At 64.4% G+C, this 21947-nt stretch carries 21 protein-coding genes; 14 read left to right on the top strand and 7 right to left on the bottom strand.

The features are described from left to right. The first annotated feature begins 136 nt into the window (after positions 1 to 136). From EXZ48_RS22215 to EXZ48_RS22195, 5 genes are all read left to right on the top strand, one after another. Complete coding sequence (locus EXZ48_RS22215; RefSeq protein ID WP_130518326.1) at positions 137 to 1162, top strand: BMP family protein; 1026 nt, start codon at positions 137 to 139, stop codon at positions 1160 to 1162. 119 nt (positions 1163 to 1281) lie between these two features. Beyond that, on the top strand, positions 1282 to 2808 hold the full coding sequence (locus tag EXZ48_RS22210) for an ABC transporter ATP-binding protein (RefSeq protein WP_130518324.1): 1527 nt from the start codon (positions 1282 to 1284) through the stop codon (positions 2806 to 2808). Continuing rightward, positions 2798 to 3847, top strand: coding sequence for an ABC transporter permease (locus EXZ48_RS22205; protein WP_130518322.1), 1050 nt, complete (start codon positions 2798 to 2800; stop codon positions 3845 to 3847). The genes EXZ48_RS22210 and EXZ48_RS22205 overlap by 11 nt, the downstream gene beginning before the upstream one ends. Before the next feature lie 2 nt (positions 3848 to 3849). Beyond that, positions 3850 to 4791: an ABC transporter permease gene (locus EXZ48_RS22200; protein ID WP_024270625.1), complete on the top strand. Its 942-nt coding sequence runs from the start codon at positions 3850 to 3852 to the stop codon at positions 4789 to 4791. Beyond that, positions 4788 to 6080 (top strand): amidohydrolase family protein, encoded by a 1293-nt coding sequence (locus EXZ48_RS22195; RefSeq protein ID WP_130518320.1) that lies wholly within the window; start codon positions 4788 to 4790, stop codon positions 6078 to 6080. Before EXZ48_RS22200 ends, EXZ48_RS22195 begins: the two co-directional genes overlap by 4 nt. A 12-nt stretch (positions 6081 to 6092) precedes the next feature. On the opposite strand, the gene EXZ48_RS22190 is transcribed toward EXZ48_RS22195, so the two are convergent. Beyond that, positions 6093 to 6833, bottom strand: a complete 741-nt coding sequence (locus EXZ48_RS22190) for a sulfite exporter TauE/SafE family protein (protein WP_130518318.1) — start codon at positions 6831 to 6833, stop codon at positions 6093 to 6095. A 98-nt stretch (positions 6834 to 6931) separates the two neighbouring features. Between EXZ48_RS22190 and EXZ48_RS22185 the strand changes: the two genes are divergently transcribed. From EXZ48_RS22185 to EXZ48_RS22170, 4 genes are all read left to right on the top strand, one after another. Then, a complete protein-coding gene (locus tag EXZ48_RS22185; protein ID WP_130518316.1) occupies positions 6932 to 7810 on the top strand; it encodes a LysR family transcriptional regulator in 879 nt (292 codons plus the stop codon). A 144-nt stretch (positions 7811 to 7954) separates the two neighbouring features. Then, a complete protein-coding gene (gene aztD, locus EXZ48_RS22180; protein WP_130518314.1) occupies positions 7955 to 9184 on the top strand; it encodes a zinc metallochaperone AztD in 1230 nt (409 codons plus the stop codon). Between the two features lie 212 nt (positions 9185 to 9396). After that, positions 9397 to 9933 carry a DUF2076 domain-containing protein gene (locus tag EXZ48_RS22175; RefSeq protein ID WP_050745074.1) on the top strand — a complete coding sequence of 179 codons (537 nt, stop codon included), beginning with the start codon at positions 9397 to 9399 and terminating at the stop codon, positions 9931 to 9933. Between the two features lie 288 nt (positions 9934 to 10221). Next, positions 10222 to 11529: a tetratricopeptide repeat protein gene (locus tag EXZ48_RS22170; protein ID WP_130518312.1), complete on the top strand. Its 1308-nt coding sequence runs from the start codon at positions 10222 to 10224 to the stop codon at positions 11527 to 11529. Positions 11530 to 11559: 30 nt separating this feature from the next. Here the strand turns inward: EXZ48_RS22170 and EXZ48_RS22165 are convergent, their stop codons facing one another. From EXZ48_RS22165 to EXZ48_RS22150, 4 genes are all read right to left on the bottom strand, one after another. Continuing rightward, the gene (locus EXZ48_RS22165) at positions 11560 to 12885 is read right to left on the bottom strand and encodes an Nramp family divalent metal transporter (protein ID WP_130518310.1); all 1326 of its coding nucleotides are present in this window, start codon (positions 12883 to 12885) and stop codon (positions 11560 to 11562) included. A gap of 92 nt (positions 12886 to 12977) precedes the next feature. After that, positions 12978 to 13628 carry a L,D-transpeptidase gene (locus EXZ48_RS22160; protein WP_245462286.1) on the bottom strand — a complete coding sequence of 217 codons (651 nt, stop codon included), beginning with the start codon at positions 13626 to 13628 and terminating at the stop codon, positions 12978 to 12980. 243 nt (positions 13629 to 13871) lie between these two features. After that, on the bottom strand, positions 13872 to 14735 hold the full coding sequence (locus tag EXZ48_RS22155) for a peptidyl-prolyl cis-trans isomerase (protein ID WP_130518308.1): 864 nt from the start codon (positions 14733 to 14735) through the stop codon (positions 13872 to 13874). Then, complete coding sequence (locus EXZ48_RS22150; RefSeq protein ID WP_023514025.1) at positions 14732 to 15373, bottom strand: DsbA family protein; 642 nt, start codon at positions 15371 to 15373, stop codon at positions 14732 to 14734. Before EXZ48_RS22150 ends, EXZ48_RS22155 begins: the two co-directional genes overlap by 4 nt. A gap of 214 nt (positions 15374 to 15587) precedes the next feature. On the opposite strand from EXZ48_RS22150, the gene EXZ48_RS22145 reads away from it, so the two are divergent. The 3 genes from EXZ48_RS22145 to EXZ48_RS22135 all read left to right on the top strand — a co-directional run bounded on the left by EXZ48_RS22145 (position 15588) and on the right by EXZ48_RS22135 (position 18201). Further along, positions 15588 to 15890 (top strand): hypothetical protein, encoded by a 303-nt coding sequence (locus EXZ48_RS22145; protein WP_130518306.1) that lies wholly within the window; start codon positions 15588 to 15590, stop codon positions 15888 to 15890. A gap of 157 nt (positions 15891 to 16047) precedes the next feature. Then, positions 16048 to 16656, top strand: a complete 609-nt coding sequence (locus EXZ48_RS22140; RefSeq protein WP_130518304.1) for a L,D-transpeptidase — start codon at positions 16048 to 16050, stop codon at positions 16654 to 16656. A gap of 255 nt (positions 16657 to 16911) precedes the next feature. Further along, on the top strand, positions 16912 to 18201 hold the full coding sequence (locus tag EXZ48_RS22135; protein ID WP_130518302.1) for a DUF882 domain-containing protein: 1290 nt from the start codon (positions 16912 to 16914) through the stop codon (positions 18199 to 18201). A gap of 13 nt (positions 18202 to 18214) precedes the next feature. Here EXZ48_RS22135 and EXZ48_RS22130 read toward each other — a convergent pair whose 3' ends face one another. Continuing rightward, entirely contained in the window at positions 18215 to 19135 is a 921-nt protein-coding gene (locus tag EXZ48_RS22130; protein WP_130518300.1) for a cation diffusion facilitator family transporter, read from the bottom strand. Positions 19136 to 19344: 209 nt separating this feature from the next. Here EXZ48_RS22130 and EXZ48_RS22125 point away from each other — a divergent pair, with 209 nt between their 5' ends. After that, the gene (locus EXZ48_RS22125; RefSeq protein ID WP_130518298.1) at positions 19345 to 19866 is read left to right on the top strand and encodes a copper chaperone PCu(A)C; all 522 of its coding nucleotides are present in this window, start codon (positions 19345 to 19347) and stop codon (positions 19864 to 19866) included. A 129-nt stretch (positions 19867 to 19995) separates the two neighbouring features. Here EXZ48_RS22125 and EXZ48_RS22120 read toward each other — a convergent pair whose 3' ends face one another. Continuing rightward, complete coding sequence (locus tag EXZ48_RS22120; RefSeq protein ID WP_130518296.1) at positions 19996 to 20733, bottom strand: calcium-binding protein; 738 nt, start codon at positions 20731 to 20733, stop codon at positions 19996 to 19998. Positions 20734 to 21043: 310 nt separating this feature from the next. On the opposite strand from EXZ48_RS22120, the gene EXZ48_RS22115 reads away from it, so the two are divergent. Further along, complete coding sequence (locus EXZ48_RS22115) at positions 21044 to 21940, top strand: LysR substrate-binding domain-containing protein (RefSeq protein WP_130518416.1); 897 nt, start codon at positions 21044 to 21046, stop codon at positions 21938 to 21940. Positions 21941 to 21947: the final 7 nt, after the last annotated feature.

Genomic DNA, 21947 nt, shown 5'->3' with positions numbered 1-21947 from the left:
GACGGGTGCGCCAGGCCGCATGCCGTGAACTTTCAGCCGCGCCCAATTGCCGCAGCGAGAGATTTCACCTATGTTGACCAAGTGGTAAAAAAAGACGCTTTTCAATGAATTGCGCGATAAGCCAAAGGGGAATCGAATGCATCGCAATCCATTCAATTTCGGCATTTCCAGACGAACCCTGATCAAGGTCGCCGGTGCGTCCGCGGCGGTTGCGGCCGCAGGCCTGCCGGGCCGCGTGTTCGCCGCCGATCCGCTCAAGGTCGCGGCCATCTATACCGTTCCGGTCGAGCAGCAGTGGGTCAGCCGCATCCACAAGGCGGCCAATGCCGCCAAGGAGCGCGGGGACATCGAATATGTCTATTCGGAGAATACCGCCAACAACGATTATGAGCGCGTCATGCGCGAATATTGCGAAGCCGGCCACAAGCTGATCCTGGGAGAGGTCTTCGGCGTGGAGGATGCCGCCCGTGCCGTCGCCAAGGATTATCCGGACGTCGCCTTCCTGATGGGCTCCAGCTTCAAGCCCGATGCCGCCGTGCCGAACTTCTCGGTTTTCGACAACTACATCCAGGACGCTTCCTACCTCTCCGGTCTTGTTGCCGGCGCGATGACCAAGTCGAAGAACATCGGCATGGTCGGCGGCTATCCGATCCCCGAGGTCAACCGCCTGATGAACGCCTTCATGGCGGGCGTGAAAGAGGTGGCCCCGGATACCAAGTTCCAGATCGCGTTCATCGGCTCGTGGTTCGATCCACCCAAGGCCAAGGAGACCGCCTTCGCCCAGATCGATGGCGGAGCGGACCTGCTCTATGCGGAGCGTTTCGGCGTGTCCGACGCGGCCAAGGAAAAAAAGGTCCTCGCCATCGGCAATGTCATCGATACCCAGGCGGACTATCCGGAGACCGTGGTCGCCTCCGCGCTGTGGCATTTCGAACCGACGCTGGACAAGGCGATCGCGGAAGTGAAGGCCGGCGCCTTCAAGGCGGACGACTACGGCGTCTACTCCTTCATGAAGAACGGCGGCTGTTCGCTCGCGCCGCTCGGCACCTTCGATGCCAAGGTTCCCGACGACGTGAAGGCGAAGATCGCCGAGAAGGAAAAGGCGATCAAGGACGGTTCGTTCACCGTCGAGATCAACGACGCAGAGCCGAAACCGAGCTAGCGTTCCGCGTTCTGACGATCGCGGGGCGACATGGCTGGCGGCAGAGGATGTTTTCCCTTGCCGCCATCACGCCTCCCTGTGAGCAGAACAGCCCTTAAAACCCGCGCCCGGTTACCAACGTGTCCGATACACCCGTCCTCCGTCTTTCCGGCATCAGCAAGCGTTTCGGTTCCCTCCGGGCCAATGACGGCATTTCCTTCGATCTGAAGCGTGGCGAGGTCATCGCGCTGCTCGGCGAGAACGGTGCCGGCAAGACGACGCTGATGAACATTCTCTTCGGCCACTATGTCGCCGACGCTGGAACCGTCGAGGCCTTTGGCGAACCGCTGCCGCCGGGTGATCCGCGCGCTGCGCTGGATGCCGGCATCGGAATGGTGCACCAGCATTTCACCCTTGCCGACAATATGACGGTGCAGGAGAACATCGCACTGGGCACACAAAGCCTCTGGCGGGCGCGGCTCGACAGGGCGCTGGCGCGGACACGCATTGCGCAGCTCTCCGCCGATTTCGGCCTTGCCGTCGATCCTGCAGCCACCGTCTCCACGCTTTCGGTTGGCGAGCGCCAGCGTGTCGAAATCCTCAAGGCGCTCTATCGCGACGCCCGTATCCTGATCCTCGACGAGCCGACCGCCGTCTTGACCCCGGCCGAAACCGATGCGCTGTTTCGAACCTTGAAGCTGCTCGTCGCCAGGGGCTTGTCGATCATCTTCATCTCCCACAAGCTGCATGAAGTGATGGCCGTCAGCGATCGTGTGCTGGTGCTGCGCGCGGGCCAGCTTGTCGGCGAACGCGAAACGGCATCGACCGATCGCAAGGCGCTGGCGGCCCTCATGGTCGGCCAGGAGGTGAAGCCGGCGGAGGTCAGCCCGGCCAATGTCGGGGCGCCGCTGCTGGTGCTCGAACGCGTCTCCACCACGCTCTACAACGGGGCTGCGCTCGACGACATATCGCTTGCCCTGAGGGCCGGCGAGATCACCGGCCTTGCCGGCGTTTCCGGCAATGGCCAGGCGGCCCTTGCAGCGCTCATCGCCGGCACCCAGCGCGCGACCGGCGGCCGCATTTCCGTCGCCGGGCAGGACGTGGCCGGCTGGTCGCCGCGCGTCGCGCTCGACCATGGCGTGGCGCGTATCCCGGAAGACCGCCATGCGGTCGGCACCATCGGCGACATGAGCGTCACCGAGAATGTGATCGCCGAGCGCTACGGCAGTGCGCGCTTCAGCCGCATGGGGTTTCTCGACTGGAAGGCCGCCCGTCGCTTCGCCGAGAAGATCATCGCCGACTACGATGTGAAGTGTCCCTCGCCTGAGGCGCGCATACGCCTGTTGTCGGGTGGCAACATGCAGAAGCTCATCCTGGGCCGAGCGCTCGATCCGGAACCCGCTGTCATCCTGGCCAGCCAGCCGACGCGCGGCCTTGATGTCGGCGCCGTCGCCTATGTCCACAGCATGCTGCTCGCGGCGCGGGAACGCGGCGCGGCCGTCCTGCTGATTTCGGAAGATCTCGAGGAAATCCTGGCCTTGTCCGATCGCATCATCGTCATGTCCAAGGGGCGCCTGTCGACACCCTCCGCCCGCGGCGAGCGCAGCATTCGTGAGCTCGGGGAGCTGATGGCCGGCCACAGCGGGGAGCGCAGCGATGCGGCTTGAGCCGAAACCCGCGCCGACGCTGGCGGTCACCCTGCTGTTCCCGCTGGCGGCCATCCTCGCCACGCTGCTGCTGGTCTCTCTTCTGGTTCTGGCGGCTGGCGCGTCGCCGCTCTCGGTTTTCTACCTGGTCGCGCGGGGCGCAGCCGGCTCGCAATTCGCGCTGCTGGAAACCCTGACGCGCGCGACGCCGCTGATCTTCACAGGCCTTGCCGTCGCCGTCGCCTTCCGCGCCAAGCTCTGGAACATCGGCGCTGAAGCGCAGCTCTATATTGGCGGCGTGGTCACCGTGGTGCTGGGAACCGGCGCCCTGCCCCTGCCGTCGGTCATCCTGATTCCGGTGCTCATGGCGGCGGCGATGGCGGCCGGTGCGCTGCTGCTGCTCGGCCCGGCCGTACTGAAGACGCGCTTCGGCGTCGACGAGGTGGTCACCACGTTGCTTTTGAACTTCATCGTCCTGCTCTTCGTGTCGATGCTGCTGGAAGGCGTGCTGAAAGACCCAATGGGGCTGGGCTGGCCACAGTCCCAGAAGGTCATCGCGGAGGCGCAGCTGCCGCGCCTCATCCAGGGCAAGCGTCTGCATCTCGGCTTCGTCATCGCAATCATCGCGGCCGTCGTGGTGTGGGTCATCACGACGAAGACCAAGCTCGGCTACGAGATGCGCGCCGTCGGCCACAATCCCGAAGGCGCGTGTTTCGTCGGCATTCCGGTCAACCTTGTGCTGATGAAGACGGCCTTGCTCTCCGGCGGGCTGGCTGCACTTGCGGGCTTTTCCGAGGTGTCCGGGCTCAAGGGCAACCTGACGCTCGATCTGTCGGCGGGCTATGGCTATACCGGCATCGTCGTCGCCATGCTGGCGATGCTCAATCCGCTCGGCGTCGTCGCCTCGGCGATCTTCGTTGCCGGCATCTTCGTCGGTGCCGATGCGATGAGCCGCGCCGCCAAGGTGCCGAGCTACATCGCCGATGTCATGGTGGCCACCTCGCTGTTGACGATGGTGGTGGCGATCCTTCTGACACGGTACAGGATCAGGTGGAGGTGATGATGGACGCGCTTGAAATCCTCTTCACCGCCTCCTTCTGGGTCGCCGTCGTGCGCATCGCATCGCCGCTGATCTTCGCGACCATGGGCGAACTGATCTGCGAACGCGCCGGTGTGCTCAATCTCGGTATCGAAGGCATCATGACTGTCGGCGCTTTCGCCGGCTGGTTCACGGTCTATAGCGGCGGCGACCTGTGGGCCGGCGTGCTTGTGGCGGCCCTTGCCGGCGCGCTGTTCGGTCTGCTGCATGCCACGCTCACCGTGCCGCTCGGCCTGTCGCAGCATGTCGTCGGCATCGGCGTCACGCTGCTGGCGACCAGCTTGACCTATTTCACCTATCGCCTCGTATTGCCGGAGGTGACCTCGCCGCCGAAGATCGAGCCGTTCCAGCCGCTGGCGATCCCCGGCCTGTCGAACATCCCCGTGCTCGGCGAGGCGCTATTCACGCAGACACCGCTGACCTATCTCGCCTTCCTCGCGGTCGTGCTCGTCACCTGGGTTCTCTATCGCACGCCTGTCGGCCTTGCCGTGCGCGCGGCTGGAGAAAACCCGTCGGCCGTGGAGGCGCAGGGTATTTCGGTCACCGGCATCCGCATGGGTGCCGTCGTCGCCGGCAGCGCGCTGATGGCGGTCGGCGGCGCCTTCCTGACCATGTCGGCGTTCAACTCGTTCTTCTTCGAGATGATCAACGGCCGTGGCTGGATCTGCATCGCGCTTGTCGTCTTCGGCTCCTGGCGGCCGGGCAAGGCGCTGGTCGGCGCCATCCTGTTTGCCGCCTTCGACGCCTATCAGATCCGCCTGCAGCAGATATCGGGCGGCATCGTGCCCTACCAGGTCTTCCTGATGATGCCCTATGCACTGTCGATCCTGGCGCTGATCCTGGTGGCGCGCCGCGCCACCTATCCCAAGGCTTTGATGATCCCATACCAGAAAGGCGAAAGATGAGCTTCGACCTGATCGTCAAGGGTGGCACGCTACCCGATGGAACCGTCGCCGATATCGGCATCAAGGGCGAGGTGATCGCCGCAATCGAGCCACGTATCGACGCCGAAGCCGGCCGTGTCGTTGATGCGTCGGGCAATCTCGTCAGCCAACCCTTTGTCGATCCGCATTTCCATATGGATGCGACGCTCTCCTACGGGCTGCCGCGCATCAACGCCTCGGGCACGCTGCTCGAAGGCATTGCGCTCTGGGGGGAGCTCAAGCCGCTGCTGACCCACGAGGCCGTCAAGGAGCGTGCGCTTGCCTATAGCGACTGGGCGGTGTCCATGGGCCTGCTCGCCATCCGCACCCATGTCGATACCTGCGACGACCGTCTGCTGGCCGTGGAAGCCCTGCTCGAGGTCAAGCGTGAGATTGCGCCCTATATCGACCTCCAGCTCGTCGCCTTCCCGCAGGACGGTCTCTACCGTGCGCCCAACGCGCGTGAAAACACCATTCGCGCCCTCGACATGGGCGTCGATGTCGTCGGCGGAATCCCGCATTTCGAGCGCACCATGGCGGACGGTACGCGGTCGGTCACCGACCTCTGCGCGATCGCGGCCGAGCGCGGCCTGATGGTCGACCTGCATTGTGACGAGACCGACGATCCGCTCTCCCGCCACATCGAGCAGCTCGCCTACGAGACCCAGCGCCTCGGCCTGCAGGGCCGGGTGGCCGGCTCGCATCTCACCTCGATGCACTCGATGGACAATTACTACGTTTCGAAGCTGCTGCCGCTGATCGCCGAGGCGGGTGTGTCGGCGATTCCCAACCCGCTCATCAACATCATGTTGCAGGGCCGGCATGACACCTACCCGAAGCGTCGCGGCATGACGCGCGTGCCGGAGATGTTGAAGGCCGGCATCCGAGTCGGCTGGGGCCAGGACTGCGTGCTCGACCCCTGGTATTCGCTCGGCACTGCCGACATGCTGGATGTCGCCTTCATGGGACTGCACGTCGCCCAGATGTCGTCGCCCGTGGACATGCGCGCCTGCTTCGACATGGTGACGCGGGTCAATGCCGAGATCATGGGCCTCGATCACCTCGGCCTCGCCGTCGGCAAATCGGCAAGCCTTGTCGTGCTCGATGCGGGCAATCCCATCGAGGCAGTGCGCCTGCGTGCCGAGCGACTCTGCGTCGTCTCGAAGGGCAAGGTTGTTGCCGAGCGCGAAAAGCGCGACACCACCCTGTCCATCAAGGGGCGCCCGGCAAGCATCAACCGTCGCCACATCGTGCCGCCACAAGCGCGGTAGAAAGAGGCCTCGTCACCGGAATGGCCGGAGTGCCATCTCGCAACCCAGCAAAAGCAGGCAGACAAGGAAACCCCGGCGGAAGGTTGCCGGGTGGATGTGCCGCCGGATTCTCTGTCCTATCCCCATGCCGGCCAGGGCGGGCGCGACGGCGAGGAGCGAAGGCAGCAGGCTACCGGCCGGCAGCGCACCGTGCAGACCGAGCGCGAGGGCAAGGGCAATCGTCGAGACGGTGAAGGAAAGGCCGAGCGCCTGGACCAGCGCGTCTCTGCCGAGGCCCAGGGACTGGAGGTAAGGCACCGCCGGTATGACGAACACGCCGGTCGCGCCCGTCAGGATGCCGGTCGCAAGGCCGACGAGCGGCGAGGCGACGGCCTGCCACGACCGCGGCACGTGTTTTGGCCCGGCGCAAAGGGAATAGAGGACATAGGCCACGAGGGTGAGGCCGAGCACTGCGGTGGACCGGTTGGTGTCGCCGCCGGCAAGCAGGCCGGCGCCAAGGAACGTTCCGATGACAAGCATCGCCATCATCGGCCACAAGGAGCGAAGGACGGCCGTGAAACCGGGGCCGGCGAGCAGTTGCCAGAGATTGGTGACGAAGGACGGGACGAGCAGCAGGGCTGCGGCGCTCAACGGCGAGATGAAGGCGCCCAGCACGCCCATCGCGACGGTTGGCAGGCCCATGCCGGTGACGCCCTTGACGATGCCGGCAAGGAAGAAGGTCCCGGTGACGATGATGATTTCGGTCTTGTCCATGTGGAGAGCTAGTGCCGGGCATGCCTGGTGCGCAAGCCGGAAGGTCCAGCGCCAGCCTCCGGTTTTTCCGAAGACACAATCCGTGTTACGCTTCGGACATGCGCTTTGACCTAGCCGATCTTCGCCTCTTCCTGGCCATCGTCGAGGCCGGCAGCATCACGCACGGCGCCCTTGCCGCAAACCTTTCGGTCGCAGCGGCAAGCGAGCGGCTGCGGGATATGGAAGCCTCGGGCGGGGTGCTGCTTCTTGAACGCGGCCGCCGCGGTGTGACGCCGACCCGTGCCGGGGAAACGCTGGCGCACCACGCCCGTCTCGTGCTGCACCAGGTCGGCACCATGCATGCGGACATGTCCGAGCATGCGCGCGGGCTGAGGGCGATGATCCGGGTTCTCGCCAACACGGCCGCGATCACGGAGTTCCTGCCAGAACGCCTCGCCCCGTGGCTTGCGGCCCATCCCCGGGTGGATATCGACCTTTCCGAACGGCCAAGTCGGGACACCGTGGTTGCGGTGGCACGGGGGCTGGCCGAGATCGGCATCGTCTCCGATGCCGTCGATGCCGGTCCGCTTTCGACATTTCCTTTCGCCGTGGACCGCCTCGTCGCGGTGCTGCCGCAGGACCACCCACTGGCAACGCACAAACAGATCGCCTTTCCGGACATGCTCGGCGAGACCCATATCGGCTTTGCCGGTGCACTGCAGGACCATATCGATCAGCAGGCCCTTCGGATCGGGCAGAAGCTCCGCATGCGCATCCGTCTGCGAACCTTCGAGGGGATCTGCCGCCTTGTGGCTGCCGGCGCCGGCGTCGGCATTCTTCCGGACGTTGCGGCCCGGCGCTGCCGGCGCACCCTGCCGATCCGCTGCGTCCGGCTGAGCGCACCCTGGGCAACGCGTCGCCTGCTGTTGTGCGTTCATCAGTCCCGAGCGCTCGATCCCGTCGCCCGAAAGCTGCTGGAGCATCTGGCGACCACGTAGCGCCTGCCAGCGCTTTCAGGCAGTCATCGGACAGGCAAGGGCTTCCCTGCCGTTCTCCAACAGGAAGAGCCACGGAACGCTGGACACAGGCGATGTTACGCTATAACAAAACTACGTTACGTTATTACATTAATAGGAGGCCTTATGTCCCGCTCCAGTTCCGGCGCCTTTCTCGCCACCACCATCCTTGCGACCCTCGCCCTTCCCTACGCCGCCCATGCGGATGAGGAGCAGCGCGAGACCTGGCGGCTGTTTGTCGCCGACCATACCCAGCCCGTGGTTCGCGCCATCGATCTGGGCTCCGACAAGGAAATCGGCCGCTTTGACCTCAAGGGTTATGCGGCGCTTTCGCTAAGTGCGACAGGGCGCACCGTCTTTGCCGTACAGGGCGATCAGAACATGGTTCAGGTTATAGACACCGGCATTGCGCTTTCTGACCATGGCGAACACCGGGACATCGAGATCAAGGAGCCCAAACTCCTTTCGACGACGATCAGCGGCGAGAAGCCCGGCCATGTGGTGGCGCATGGCGACGATCTCGCGATCTTCTACGACCGCGGGGGCAAGTTCGATTTCGTCAGGGAAAGTGCGCTGCTGGAGGGCAAGGCGGACCTGAAGCCCTACGACACGACAGCAGCACACCATGGTGTTGCGGTGCCGATGGGCAATCATCTGCTCGTTTCCGTGCCGAACATGGAAGCGTCGGTGAAGGAGGGGGAGTTGCCGCCCCGCCTTGGCCTTCGCGTGCTGGACGGGGATGGCAAGCAGGTGGGCGACGTCGCGACCTGCACGGGATTGCACGGTGAGGCGACCTCGGCACGCCTGGTGGCTTTCGGCTGCGCGGAAGGCGTGCTCGTTGCCCGCCCGGGTGGCATGGATGGCCCGAAACTCGATATGCTCGCCTATGGCGACACGCTGCCGGAAGGCAAGGTCTCGACCCTGCTCGGCGGCACGTCCATGCAGTTCTTCCTGGGCAACTACGGCGACGACAAGGTTGTCCTCATCGACGCCGATGCCAAGCAGCCCTACCGTCTAGTCGAGCTGCCGCTTCGGCGGGTCGATTTCACCCTTGATCCGGCCAAGCCGCGGAACGGCTACATCCTGACCGAGGACGGCAGGCTTCACCTTCTCGACGTCGTGGATGGTGTGATCACCAGGTCCGAAACCGTCACCGAGCCCTACAGCAAGGATGGGCATTGGCGTGATCCGCGCCCGCGTCTTGCGGTCGCCGGGGACCACATTGCCATCACTGATCCACGCAAGAGCCTTGTGCGGCTTGTCGATTCCGAGACGCTGAAGGAGACCCGCACCATTGCCGTCGAAGGACAACCCTTCGCGATCGTCGCTGCCGGGGGATCCGGCGCGAGCCACTAAGGCCCGTTGCCAAAGGCGTGCCGGTTTGACGCCGGCACGTCCTGACCCCTTGAACTTTTCGTGAAGTCCGGAAGCGCCGGCAGGGTCCGTTCGTATACCGCGCACATGGAGCCTTGTGCCGGGCAGGTTTGAAGCCTTCCGGCCGATGGCGACATGACGGGCAGGCGTCATTCTGTCCGCCAAGCACAGATGCGCATCGAAAGGATCACATAATGGACCGCAACGACCAGCAGGCTATCGAAGGCCTGTTCAGCAAACTCGCCGCTGTCGAACGCCAGGCCGGCCCCCGCGACGCCGACGCCGATCGCTTCATTCAGGACAGGGTGGGCCAGCAGCCCGGCGCGCCCTACTTCATGGCCCAGACGATCGTCGTGCAGGAGCAGGCGCTGGAAGCCGCACAGCGGCGGATCGAGGAGCTTGAATATCAGGCTGTCAACAGCCCGGCGCAGCGTGGTGGGCTCCTGTCCGGCCTTTTCGGCGGAAATGCGCGGCCGCAGCCGGCCGCCATGCGCCCCGCCGCGCCGCAGCAATCCCCCTGGGGTCAGAATGCCGGTGCAATGCCGATGCAGGGCCGTGCCGGCGGCGGCTTTCTAGCCGGCGCCGCGCAGACGGCCATGGGCGTCGCCGGCGGCGTCCTGCTCGGCAATGCCATCATGGGCATGTTCGGTGGCGATGAGGCACAGGCAGCCCAACCCGCTGCCGCGGAGGAGCCCGCCGAGGATGAGGATGGCGGCGACTTCGAAATGTGAGGTCGAACGCCCCAGCCGGACAGGGGGAACCCATGATGGCCGGGGCCGATACTGCGGAGGGTCGAAGGGCGCCCTTGGTACAGTCCGGAACCCTAGCGCCGCCTGCAAACAGGCGGCGCTCTTTCTGCGTCCATGTATCCCTGTACCGCAAATGCCCTACCGGATTTTACTGCTGCACCGTTGCCCGCCTGCTATGGCGAAACGGCATACCCTGTCCTACCTTCCGTTCGGATCGTCAGGTGGGGCGGCTGGTGATCCGCGTGACTTGCCGTAAACGGAGGTGTCGGCATGAAAGCTCTCGTCGGTGCGATCGCCATCTGTATCGCTCTTTCGCCAACGGTCGTGCAGGCGCAACAGAACGCCGGTGCGACGGCCTCCGGCCAGTCGCTGGAGGACCTCGACCGCTCCATTCGTCTCGACCCAAAGAACGCCGTTGCCTTCAATGAGCGCGGCCAGCTGCATCTCAGGATGGGCCAGCCCGATCGGGCGGTCGCCGATTTTGACGCGGTCGTGTCGCTGCTCCCCGCCAGCGAGACTGCGCGTCACAATCGCGGCATGGCCTATCTGTTTCTCGGTGACTTTCCGAAGGCGATCGCCGATTTCGATGAAGCGTTGCGGATCGACCCCAACCGGGCGGACACTTACCAGAACCGCGGCGTTGCCCATGTGCGGACCGGCGCGCTCGACAAGGCCATTGCCGATTTCAACGAGGCGATCCTGCGCAAGCCGACGGCCAACTCCTACAATTCGCGTGGTTCCGCCCATGCGATGAAGGGCGATTTTGCGTGCGCCATCGCCGATTACGACCGGGCACTGCTGATCGAGCCGAAGCGGGCCGAGAGTTTCCAGAGCCGTGGCTCTACCCGTATCGAGATGGGGGAGGTCGATGCCGGCATTGCGGATCTCGGCGAGGCCATTCGTTTCGATGACAAGCAGCCGGCCTACTACGATATGCGCGGGGTCGCCTATCTGCGGAAGCGGGATTACGCATCGGCGCTCGCCGATTTCAAGCGCGCCCTCGAACTCGATCCAACTCGTATCGATTCCCTGCGCAATCTCGGTGTCGCCCAGGCGGAGACCGGCGAGGCCAAGCTGGCCGTGGCGAGTTTCGACAAAGTACTGGCGATCAATCCGAGGGACGACAAGGCGCTGTCGGCACGCGGCTTCGTCCTCCATCGCCTCGGCGAATTCGAACGGGCCTATGCGGATCTCGATGCGGCCCTTTCCCTCAATCCCGACAATGCCGACGCCTACAACAACCGCGCGGAGGCTTATCGCCGTGACGGCAAGCTGAAGGAAGCCTTTGCCGACCTCGAGTTGGCGCTGAAACTGGACCCGAAGCATAGAAACGCCCGGCACAATCGCGGCATCGTGCTTTTCGATCTTGGCCGATATGACGAGGCGATCACCGACTTCGACACGGCTATCACGATGAAACAGGCGGACGAGGAGACCTATTATGGCCGCGCCGCAATCTTCTTGAAGAAGAACGATCTCGCCCAGGCGCTATCGGATCTGGAGCAGGCGCTTCGCATCAATCCGGCATTCTACAAGGCCATCGACCTGCGCACCGAAATCAAGGGGCAGGTCAAGTGAGTCCCATCGCAAGGCATGGTCGCCGTCACCCTAAAGGACGAAATCGACCAGCATTTTGACGTTCAACCCGGCGATGACAACCGCGATCAGGAGCGCGAGCGCCGTCAACCAGCGTGGTGCGACGAGTGCTCCCATTTTCCGGCGATCGGCGGTGAACATCACGAGCGGAAATACGGCGAAGGAAAGCTGTAGGCTGAGGACGACCTGCGTGAGGATGAGAAGCTGCGCCGTCCCGCTGTCGCCATAGGCGATGGTCACGCCGGCGGCCGGAATGATGGCGATCCCCCGCGTGATCAACCGTCGTAACCAGGGGGCCAGGCGCATGCGCAGGAACCCTTCCATGACCACCTGCCCCGCCAGTGTCGCGGTCACCGTCGAGTTGATGCCGCAGCACAGGAGTGCCACGCCGAAGAGCGTGGGGGCGAGGGCGATGCCGAGAAGCGGTGCCAGAAGATTGTGCGCCTCGCCGAGTTCGGCGATGTCCGTCCGGCCTGTCACGTGAAAGGCCGCGGCGGCAAGGATCAGGATGGAGGCATTCACCAGGAGCGCGAACATCAGCGCCACGGTGGAATCGATCGTCGCGAACTTCAGCGCCTCGCGCCGCTCGGCAAGCGTCTCGCCATAGGCGCGCGTCTGGACGATCCCGGAATGCAGATAAAGATTGTGCGGCATGACGGTCGCTCCCAGAATGCCCAGCGCGAGGTAGAGCATGTCGGGATTGGTGACGATCTCGGTCGTCGGCGCGAAGCCGCGGATGACCTCGCCCCAGTCGGGATCCGCAAGGCCGATCTGGATGGCGAAGCACACGGCGATGACGCCGAGCAGGACGATGACGAAGGCTTCGAGCCAGCGGAAGCCGAGGCGCTGCAGGTAGAGGATCAGGAACACGTCCAGCGCGGTGATGACGACGCCGAGTTCCAGCGGGATGCCGAAGATCAGGTTGAGGCCGATCGCCGTGCCGATGACCTCGGCAATATCGGTGGCGATGATGGCGATTTCCGCCAGAAGCCAGAGGCCGATCGCCACGGGGCGGGAAAAGGCGTCGCGGCATCCCTGCGCCAGGTCGCGTCCCGAGGCGATCGCCAGTCGCGCGCACAGCGATTGCAGTACGATCGCCATGATGTTGGACACAAGGGCCACGACAAGCAGCGTGTAGCCGAAGCGCGATCCGCCGGCGAGCGAGGTCGCCCAGTTGCCCGGGTCCATGTAGCCGACGGCGACGAGATACCCTGGTCCGAAAAACGCAAACGCACGCCGGAGCGTCGATGCATCCTTTCTGACCGGGATAGAGCGATGAACGTCGGACAGGGAGACCTCCCCGCCCGCATGCAGCCAACCTTCCCGACGCGTATCCATGATCCGATCCAATAGTTGCGAATGCTATTGCAAATCATTCGCATAAATGAGATGGGCTCGCAAGGGTATGCGCTCTGCCCTATCGCCGGGCTTCAGCGCACGACGATGCGCGCCTTCGAGGGCACCCGGGTATAGAGGTCGATGACATCCTGATTGATCAGCCGTACGCAGCCGGAGGAGACGGACTTACCGATGGAGCTCCACTCGCGGGTGCCGTGCAGGCGGTAGAGCGTGTCTTCGCCATTCTGGAAGATGTAGAGGGCGCGGGCGCCGAGCGCGTTGTTCGGTCCGGGCGGCTGTCCGCCGTTTTCGACGGAGAATTTTGCCAGCTCGGGCTGGCGCGCGATCATTTCGGCCGGCGGCTTCCAGTGTGGCCATTTCTGGCGCCACTGGACGACCCCTTCGCCTTCCCAGGCAAAGCCGGCCCGGCCGAGCCCCACCCCGTATCGCATGGCCGTGCCGCCGGGCTCCACGACATAGAGAAACTTCGAGCCGGTATCGACCACGACGGTGCCTGCCGGCTCGCCCGTCATGTTCATTACCCGCTGGCGATAGAATTTCGGGTCGATCTGTTGATAGGGAACGGCGGGCAACGTGTAACCGCCATCCTCCAGGCCGGCATAGCGTGTCGCCAGTTCCTCTTCGCTCGGCAGCCCCATGGGGCGCCGGGCGGTGCTGGGCGTGATGCTCGTGATGCCGGCGGGAGAGAGGGTGGAACAGGCCGTGAGGGTCGATGACAGCATACCCAGGAGGAGAACCCGTCTGGATAGCGTGGAAGCCCGATCTTTCATGTCTTTCCGTTCCGTTGACGTTTGCATCATGGTTTCGCAGCGCCTGTCGGCGCCGACATCTCGATTTCACCGCGGATATGGAGCGCGCTGTAGGCCGTCACGACCAGGACAAAACTGGACACGATGAGCAGCATGATCCGGTTCCGGCGCCGAACCCTATGCTGGCGCGCAGCATCGGTCGTCCGGTTCGCCGCCTCAGTTGGCACCATGGTCGTGCCCATCGTCGGATGCTTGGGGCATGGCGACGTCGGGAACGAGCTTCTCGATGCGCGCGCTGGCCTTCAGGTCGGCGATGATCTTGCCCACGGCCTGGGCCTCCATGCCGCGCCGCAGCTCCGCCGACACGGTTTCGAAAGCAGGCGGTTCGCGCTTGCGCCGCTCTTCCAGCTTCAGGACGTGAAGGCCGAAGGGCGTTGCGACGGGTTTGGCGGACGTCTCGCCGGCCTTCATCGCCGCAATGGCGGTCCCCAGTTCCGGCGGAAGCTGCTCGGCCGTCAGAAAACCGAGGTCCCCGCCCTTGCTTTTGGATGCGTCGTCCATCGAGGCGCGTCCTGCCACCTCTTCGAACGGCGTTCCCCCGGCAATCTCCCGGATTGCCGTGTCCGCGCTGGCCTGATCCTTGGTCAGGATGTGCCGCACGCGCACCTCCTCGACCACCGGCATCGCGGCGACACGCTCGTCATAGGCCTTGCGCACCGCGTCTTCCGTCACGGCGGCCGCGGCGGCCTTGGTCAGATAGGCCTGCCTCAAGGCCTGCTGGCGGAGAAACGCCATCTGGCGCTTGAACGTCTCGTCGTTCTCCATGCCCTCGCGCAGCGCGGCATCCGAAACCACCTTGAGGTCGATCAGCGCATCGACGACAGCCGATTTCCTGGCCTCCGGTGTCGCCTCAGGGTTGGGATCGCCGAGGAACGAGGTTGCGAACGCGACATCGGATTCCAGAATTTCCGTATCTCCGACGCGGGCCGCAACCTGGTCCGCCCGTTCCTCGGCGAAGGCTGGGGCAGCAGCCAGCATGAGCCCTGCGAGAAGGGCATTCCTGATATGTCTGATGGTCATTTGCCTGCTCCCGCAACGAGGGGCTCGATGATGGAGCGCATCTGCTCGATCGGCATGACGCCGGTGAATTTCTGGCCATTTATGAAGAAGGTCGGTGTCGAATCCACGCCGAGTTCCTGGCCCCGCGCGGCAACGGCGTTCACCTTGTCGAGCAGCGCCTGATCGCCAAGACAGGCCTCAAGGTCGGTTTCCTTCAGGCCCGTCATCGAAAGCACCGAGAGGAAGCCCGCTTTCCCGTCCTCCGCCCGCGCCCAGCGCGGTTGGTTGCGGAAGAGCAGATCGACCGTCGGATACCATTTGTCGTCGCCCACGCAGCGGGCGAGCATGAAGGCGGCGGTCGATCGCGGGTCGAAGGGGAACTCGCGCAGGATGAACCGGACCTTGCCGGTATCGACGAACTCCGCCTTGAAGGCGGGCCAGACTGTGAGATGGAAGTTGGCGCAGTGACCGCAGGTCATCGAGGCATATTCAATGACGGTGACGGGTGCATCGTCGCGCCCGAGGATCCGCTCCGGCAAGGGGCCGGGTTGCATGAGGTCGGGTACCGCCGCCGTGCCGGTGCCCTGTGCCATCACGCGGCTTGCCGCCAGCAAGCCCAGTCCTGCTACGGTCGATCCCAGAAATTGCCGTCTGTCCATGTTGCCTCCAAATCAAGGGAGCCGGATCATAAAACCTCTAGCTACTTGAGCTGCAAGTGCGCGAAAGCGCGCATTTTCGAGAATCCTGCAAAGGCTGGAAACTGCATGGAAATTGCCCCTGCTAACGGCTTGTTAAGCACAATGCCGCGACATTATCCTTCGAGGTCGGAGCTATTCGGGCGTTACGGGCATGCCGCACCGCGCAGTTATGAGATTGATTGTCATCCTGCTGATGTCGCTGGTCGTCGGCATCAGCACAACCGCGTCGGCCGCCGTCCGCAGCCATCCGTCGTTCGGGCCGCTGCAACTTGCGGTGAGCCTGACGACGGTAGATCTCGAGAACGGCCTGCCCGATCACCCGACCCCGGCGGACAGCTGTCATGAAGCCTGCAGCTGGCTCGTCGAATGGCACTGGCCAGGAACCGCTCCCATCTATCGCCTCCGGCCCGATCGGGCTTCCGACCCGCGGGTGCCGGGTCCCGTCCTGCTGATCCTGCCTCCTCCCCGCGTGGCTTGATACAACAGCGCCTTGCCGGCCGATTGCGGACGACGTGCTTTCCGGAGCCGGCCGCATGGTGACCGGTGGGCCTGTCCCGCTTCACCGTATTTCCCCTTTTGATCGCGGGCGACAGATGGCCGCCAGAGGCGCCCTGCCCGCAGCAAGGATGATTTCCATGAGACGTCTCTTCCCCTCCGACATCGATCCCTTAGCGGTGCGCCTTGACCGGCGAAGCTTCAGCCTTGCCGCCCTCGCGCTGCTTGCCTCGCCAACGCTTGCCCTTGCCGAGGGAAAGAAGCGTGCGATCGAGATCGACGCGCGGTTCCTGCCGCAGCTGGTGAGCTCTCCCTATCCGGAAGACGCCGGCACCATCGTGGTGGTGCCGCAGGACCGCTACCTTTACCTCATCGAAGACGATGGCTTTGCACGTCGCTATGGGGTCGGCGTCGGCCGCGCCGGGCTGGCCTTTTCCGGTTCGGCGACTGTAGGCCGCAAGGCAAAGTGGCCAAGCTGGCGCCCGACCGACAACATGATCCGGCGCAACCCGAAGAAATATGCCCGCTATGCCGGGGGCGTTCCGGGCGGACCGAAGAACCCGCTCGGCTCCAGGGCCCTCTACCTGTTTCGCGACGGGCGCGATACGCTCTACCGGATCCATGGCACCACCGAGCCCTGGACCATCGGCAAGGCCGTTTCGAATGGCTGCATCCGGATGGTCAACGACCACGTCGAAGACCTTTACGAGCGGGTTCCCGTGGGAGCCCGGGTCGTGGTGATTGCTTAGGGGCGACAGGTGCTGCCTGGCCTCGGAACCTCTTCGGCCAGGGGCAGTGCCCCCGCGTTGCCGGCGCCATTGCGCGCGCCGGCGGCCTCCGCCCGGGCACTGCCTGGGCCCTGCGTGGCAGGCGCCCGGGCAGGGTTGGGGCATGGGCTACTGCCATCAACGGGTTTTTAACCCTTCATTGACCATAATCGCTGTCGGTGCCTGAGCGCCGTCATCCGCTTTCGATGACTGTATCTCGTTTGATTGGAACGTGTCGTGTTCGAGTATTTGTTGCCCGCGTCCTGGGCGAACGCCTTGCATGCCGTCGCAAGGAATGGTTTTGGCAAGGCCACGCGCCGGGCTGTACAGGCAGGTGCGATCGCCGCCGCCACGGCTTTGACCGCTGCTCCCTCCGCCGCCTTTGCAGAAGTCCGCTCGCTCAAGCTGTTCTTCACCCATACCGGCGAGCGTGCGACGATCACCTACAAGCGCAATGGCAAGTACGACCCGAAGGGGCTCGCACAGGTCAACCGCCTTCTGCGCGACTGGCGCCGGAACGAACCGGCCCGCATGGATCCGCGCCTGCTGGATCTGGTCTGGGAAGTCTATCAGCGCACCGGCGCTAAGGATTACGTCAACATCGTCTCGGCCTATCGTTCGCCGGCCACCAACAACATGCTGCGCGGCCGCTCGCGCAATACGGGCGTCGCAAAGAACAGCCAGCACACGCTCGGCAAGGCGATGGATTTCTACATTCCCGGCGTCAAGCTTGCGAGGCTGCGGGAGGTCGCCATGCAGCTGCAGATCGGTGGCGTCGGCTACTACCCGACCTCCGGCTCGCCCTTCGTGCATCTCGATGTCGGCCGTGTCCGGGCCTGGCCGCGGATGTCGCGCCAGGAGCTGGCGCGCATTTTCCCGAACGGCAAGACGCTGCATCTGCCTGCCGACGGCCGAGCTCTGCCGGGTTATGATCTGGCGATGGCGGACTACAAGCGGCGGGTCAAGGCGACATCCGTCATCGCCGCCAGCACCGCCGGAAAATCGAAATTCAAGGGCGAGGCCGCGGCGTCCGAAAACACGCTGCTCACCGCCATGCTACCGACCCGCAAAGGCCGGGCCGAAGAGGCACTCGAGCTGCAGACCACGCGCCAGATGGTTGCCGAGGAACCGCCGTTCTTCGACCTTGCGACGATTACCGCTCCTCTCCCGACGTTCCGGGCTGCAGCCGTCGAGCGCGCGCTGCCTGTGAACACCGCTGCGTTCGTTCCGTCTGCATCCTTCAGGGTCGCGCAGGGCACGGGCCTTCTGCGGCAGCCCACTGCCGCCGAGTCCAGCCTCACGGGTTCAGGCCCTTCCGGCACGCAGGCGGAATGGGCTGTTTCCGAAGCGACGCTCTTCGACTGGGCGCTGGCGCCAGCCAAGGAACTGGAGCAGCTGCGCCTTCCGTCCAGCCTGCGGCGGATCGTGGCAAGCGCTGAGGACATCCGGCAGCCGCTGGGGCGACAGGCCCAGCCCGCCGACCAGCAGACGACGTTCGACGAGAACCGATTTGGATGGGACGGCTGATGGCGTGATCCGGTCATTCGTGCCGGGCGACAAGCGCACCCGGCGGATCGACCTGCACCGTGACATGATCGATGTCGGCCTTCGCCTTGAGCCAGGCAGAGACCACCGGCGGCAGGGATAAGGGATCGACGCCCTCGGCGGGACTGACATGGACGGTTGCGACGATGCTCTCGTCGGTCAGCGTCCAGGCATGAAAGTGGCCGGCTTCGGATACGTCCGGAAGGCTCCGCAAGCCTGCTTCTATCTCGTCCGCACGGATGCCTTTCGGCGTTGCCTGCAGGAGGACGCGGATGGAATCGGAAACGAGCCCCCAGGCCGACCGGATGACGAGGCCGGCGACGAGCACCGACAGGATCGGATCGAGCACACTCCAGCCGGTCAACATGATGCCGACCGCGGCCGCGATCGCGCCGACCGATCCCAACAGGTCGCCGATGACGTGCAGAAGCGCCCCGCGCAAATTGCTGTCGCTGCTGTTGCCCGACCATAAGGCATAGGCGCCGATCAGGTTCACCAGGAGGCCGATGGCCGCGACGACAAGCATGGGGCCGGCGAGGATTTCCGCAGGCTCGTTGATCCGCTGGACGGCCTCCCACGCGATCCAGACCACCAGCAAGAGCAGTGTCGCGCCGTTGGCGAGGGCGGCAAGAACCCGCACGCGGTGGAACCCGTAGGTCCGCTGCGCATCGACCTGCCAGCGCGCGACACGATAGGCGATCAAGGCCAGCAGGAGGGCTGCCGAATCCGAGACCATGTGTCCGGCGTCCGCGATCAGGGCGAGTGACCCCGCAAGCCAGCCTCCGACGGCCTGCACGAGGGCGTAGCTGGCAGTGAGGATGAAGACGAGGCGGATCCGCCGCTCGTTCGATTGCGTCACCTCGGTTGCATGATCGTGGTCGCCGTCCGAATGGGCATGCCCGGTTTCACTGCTCATGGTCTCGACATCCCCGTTCCCGTTCGTGGCGGCATTGACGGAAACTGGCGCGGGTTCCGGCTGTCGTCAACCGTGCCATGAGCGGGCTGGCCAGAGGGCGTCGTGCACCAAGGCGGTGTCCAAATGCCGCATATCGGCGCTGGTGGCCGCCGCTATTGTGACGCGAAGCCGCCTATACGGCTCGATGGTTGGAGCTGGAGACGCAAGACATGCGCTTGAAAATGGTGGCAATAGGGGTTCTCGTTTCCCTGTCGCCGACCCTCCCGGCCGATGCGGCGACCGGGCGGTTTCCCCATGAAAACCCGCCCGCAAGCCTGGTGGTCGAACACGCGGAACTCCTTGTTGCCGACGCCGCGTCTGGTAGGGCGGAGGGGTTCCTGACGATCTGGAACGGAACGAGCGTAGAAAAGCGCCTCATCGGCGTCGCAAGCGAGGCGTTCCGGTCCGTCGCGGTTCTTCCTTCGCCGGAAGGCATGGTGGCGGCTGAAGAGTTTGTCCCGATCCCTGCCCATGCGGAACTGCGCATGAAGCCGACTGGCCTTCGCCTTCTCCTCGCCGACCGGGTGACTGGAGAGGCGCCTCCGTCATACCGTCTCACGCTGACCTTCGAGGACGGCACGCGCCTCGCTGTCACGGCGGTGGTCGTCAGGGCGCAGGCCGAACTCACACGGCATCATCACGGACAGGCAGATCCCGGCCCTGGAAATGGCATGGCATCGGGCCCGGATTAGCGCGAGGGGTCAGTGCCCTGGGCCCTGACATCCTCGCATTTCAATCCGGGCTTGAATGCCGGATTTCTGCCGATCCGGGCTGCAGGCAGGCCCGGCGCGTGGATGTTACGTGCCGGTGCGAATGCACTTTTACCAGATGAAGTCGTCCCGGGAGAGCTCGCCGAGCCGCGTGTCCTCGATGACGAGATGGTCGTCGCCTGCCTGGATGACGACGTTGTTGCCGGATTGCTTGGCCGCGTTGCGGATATCGGCATAGCTGTCGAAGCTGTTGTAGTAGGAGACGTCGATGCGGTCATCGCCGTTCTCGAAGTCGGTGACGATGTCGCGGCCGCCGTTGAAGACGAAGACGTCGGCGCCCTCGCCCCCGGTCATCGTGTCGTTCCCGCTGCCGCCGCTGAGGACGTCATTGCCCTCATGGGCGATGATGCGGTCATTGCCGGCCTGGCCTAGGAGCTTGTCGTCCCCCTCGCCGCCGTAGAGCTTGTCGTTTCCGGCCCCGGCGCGGATCACGTCATTGCCCTCGCCGCCACTGATATCGTCGTTGCCCTTGCCGGCAACGGCGTGGTCGTTGCCTTCGGCCAGGCTCAGCCAGTTGTTGCCGTTGCCGGCATGCAGGACATCGTCGCCCTCACCGCCCCACAGCTTGTCATTGCCGTTTCCCGAAACAATCCGGTCGTTGCCCGCCCCACCGCGGACCTGGTTGTGGCCGCCGCCTGCGTCGATGCGGTCGTTGCCTTCCTCGCCATAGAGAAAATCGTCGCCGCCATAACCGTAGAGTGCGTCGTCGCCCGAACGGCCGTAGAGATAATCCTGCTGGCTCGTGCCAAACATCCGGTTGTCATCGTCATTTCCACGTTTCGTGACCATCTCGAAGCTCCTTTATACGCAGGCACGATTGCCCTGTTGCGGTGGAGTAACGAGGGACGTGGCGGCTTATTCCATGGAGATTCATTTTTTTGATTGTCGCGTTGGCATATCAGGACGGGTGTAGACTTTGGCCACCGGCCGGCAGGCGCCGGTAGACTGCTCCGGCCGCGCCGGAATGAAGGCAAACCGGCCTATCGGCCCGCTTCGATCCGGCACTCGCTGCTTTCCGATTTAATGCCGATTGTCGCTGCGAAGCAGTGGAACCTGTCATTGGTCGCTGCGGGTGAAGTATGGCGCTACAGGTAGGCATATGAATTTCTCGGGAATCTCCCTTCGCGACCTCGAATATATCGTGTCGATCGCCGATCGCGGCAGTTTCGGGAAGGCCGCCGTGCAGTGCGGGGTCTCACAGCCGGCGTTGTCCTCGCAGGTCCGGAAAGTCGAGAATTTCGTCGGGATCAACATTTTCGAGCGCACGACCAGACGCATCCTCATCACGTCTTCGGGGCAGGATTTCATCCGGCAGGCGCGCCGGGTGCTGGAGGAAGCATCGATCCTGACGAACATGGCGGTTCGTTCGGAGCAACCATTCGGGCACGAACTCAAGCTGGCAGCCATTTCGACACTCGGCCCCTATCTGTTTCCGCGCATCATCGGGGCGCTCCGGCAGGCATATCCCGATACCACCCTTCTTCTCAGCGAGGGATTGACCAAGGACCTCACGGAAATGCTGCTGGCCGGGGAGCTCGACGCCGTGCTCCTCTCCCTCCCGGTCGCCGGCGCGCTCGAGCATACCGATATCTTCACCGAGCCGTTCTATCTGGCCTGCCCGAACGGACACCCCGCCGGACATGCGGCCGGGCCGGGTTGGGAGGATCTGGGTGCGGGAGAACGGCTCGTCCTCAGCGAAGGGCACTGTCTGCGGGATCAGGCGCTCGACACCTGTTCCTTCATTGATCCCGGAAGACGACAGGCAACGAGCATCGAAACGTTGAAATACATGGTCGCCGCCGGCGAAGGATGCACGCTGTTGCCGGCGCTCTCCCTGAACAGGACGGCCCCCGTCACCTGGCGGGCGATGCCTGGCACCGCCTATTCCCGTCGGGTCGCACTCGTATGGCGGCAGACTGATCCGCGGAAAACGGAGTTTTTGAGCCTCGGACAAACCATCGCTGCGATCGCAAAGGAGGCAGAAGACGCAGCCTGAATGGCGA

This window comes from Shinella sp. JR1-6 (genome assembly GCF_004284735.1).
Lineage (GTDB): Bacteria > Pseudomonadota > Alphaproteobacteria > Rhizobiales > Rhizobiaceae > Shinella.
Note: the sequence above shows the minus strand (reverse complement) of the source record. Positions and strands in the feature narration are given on the sequence as shown.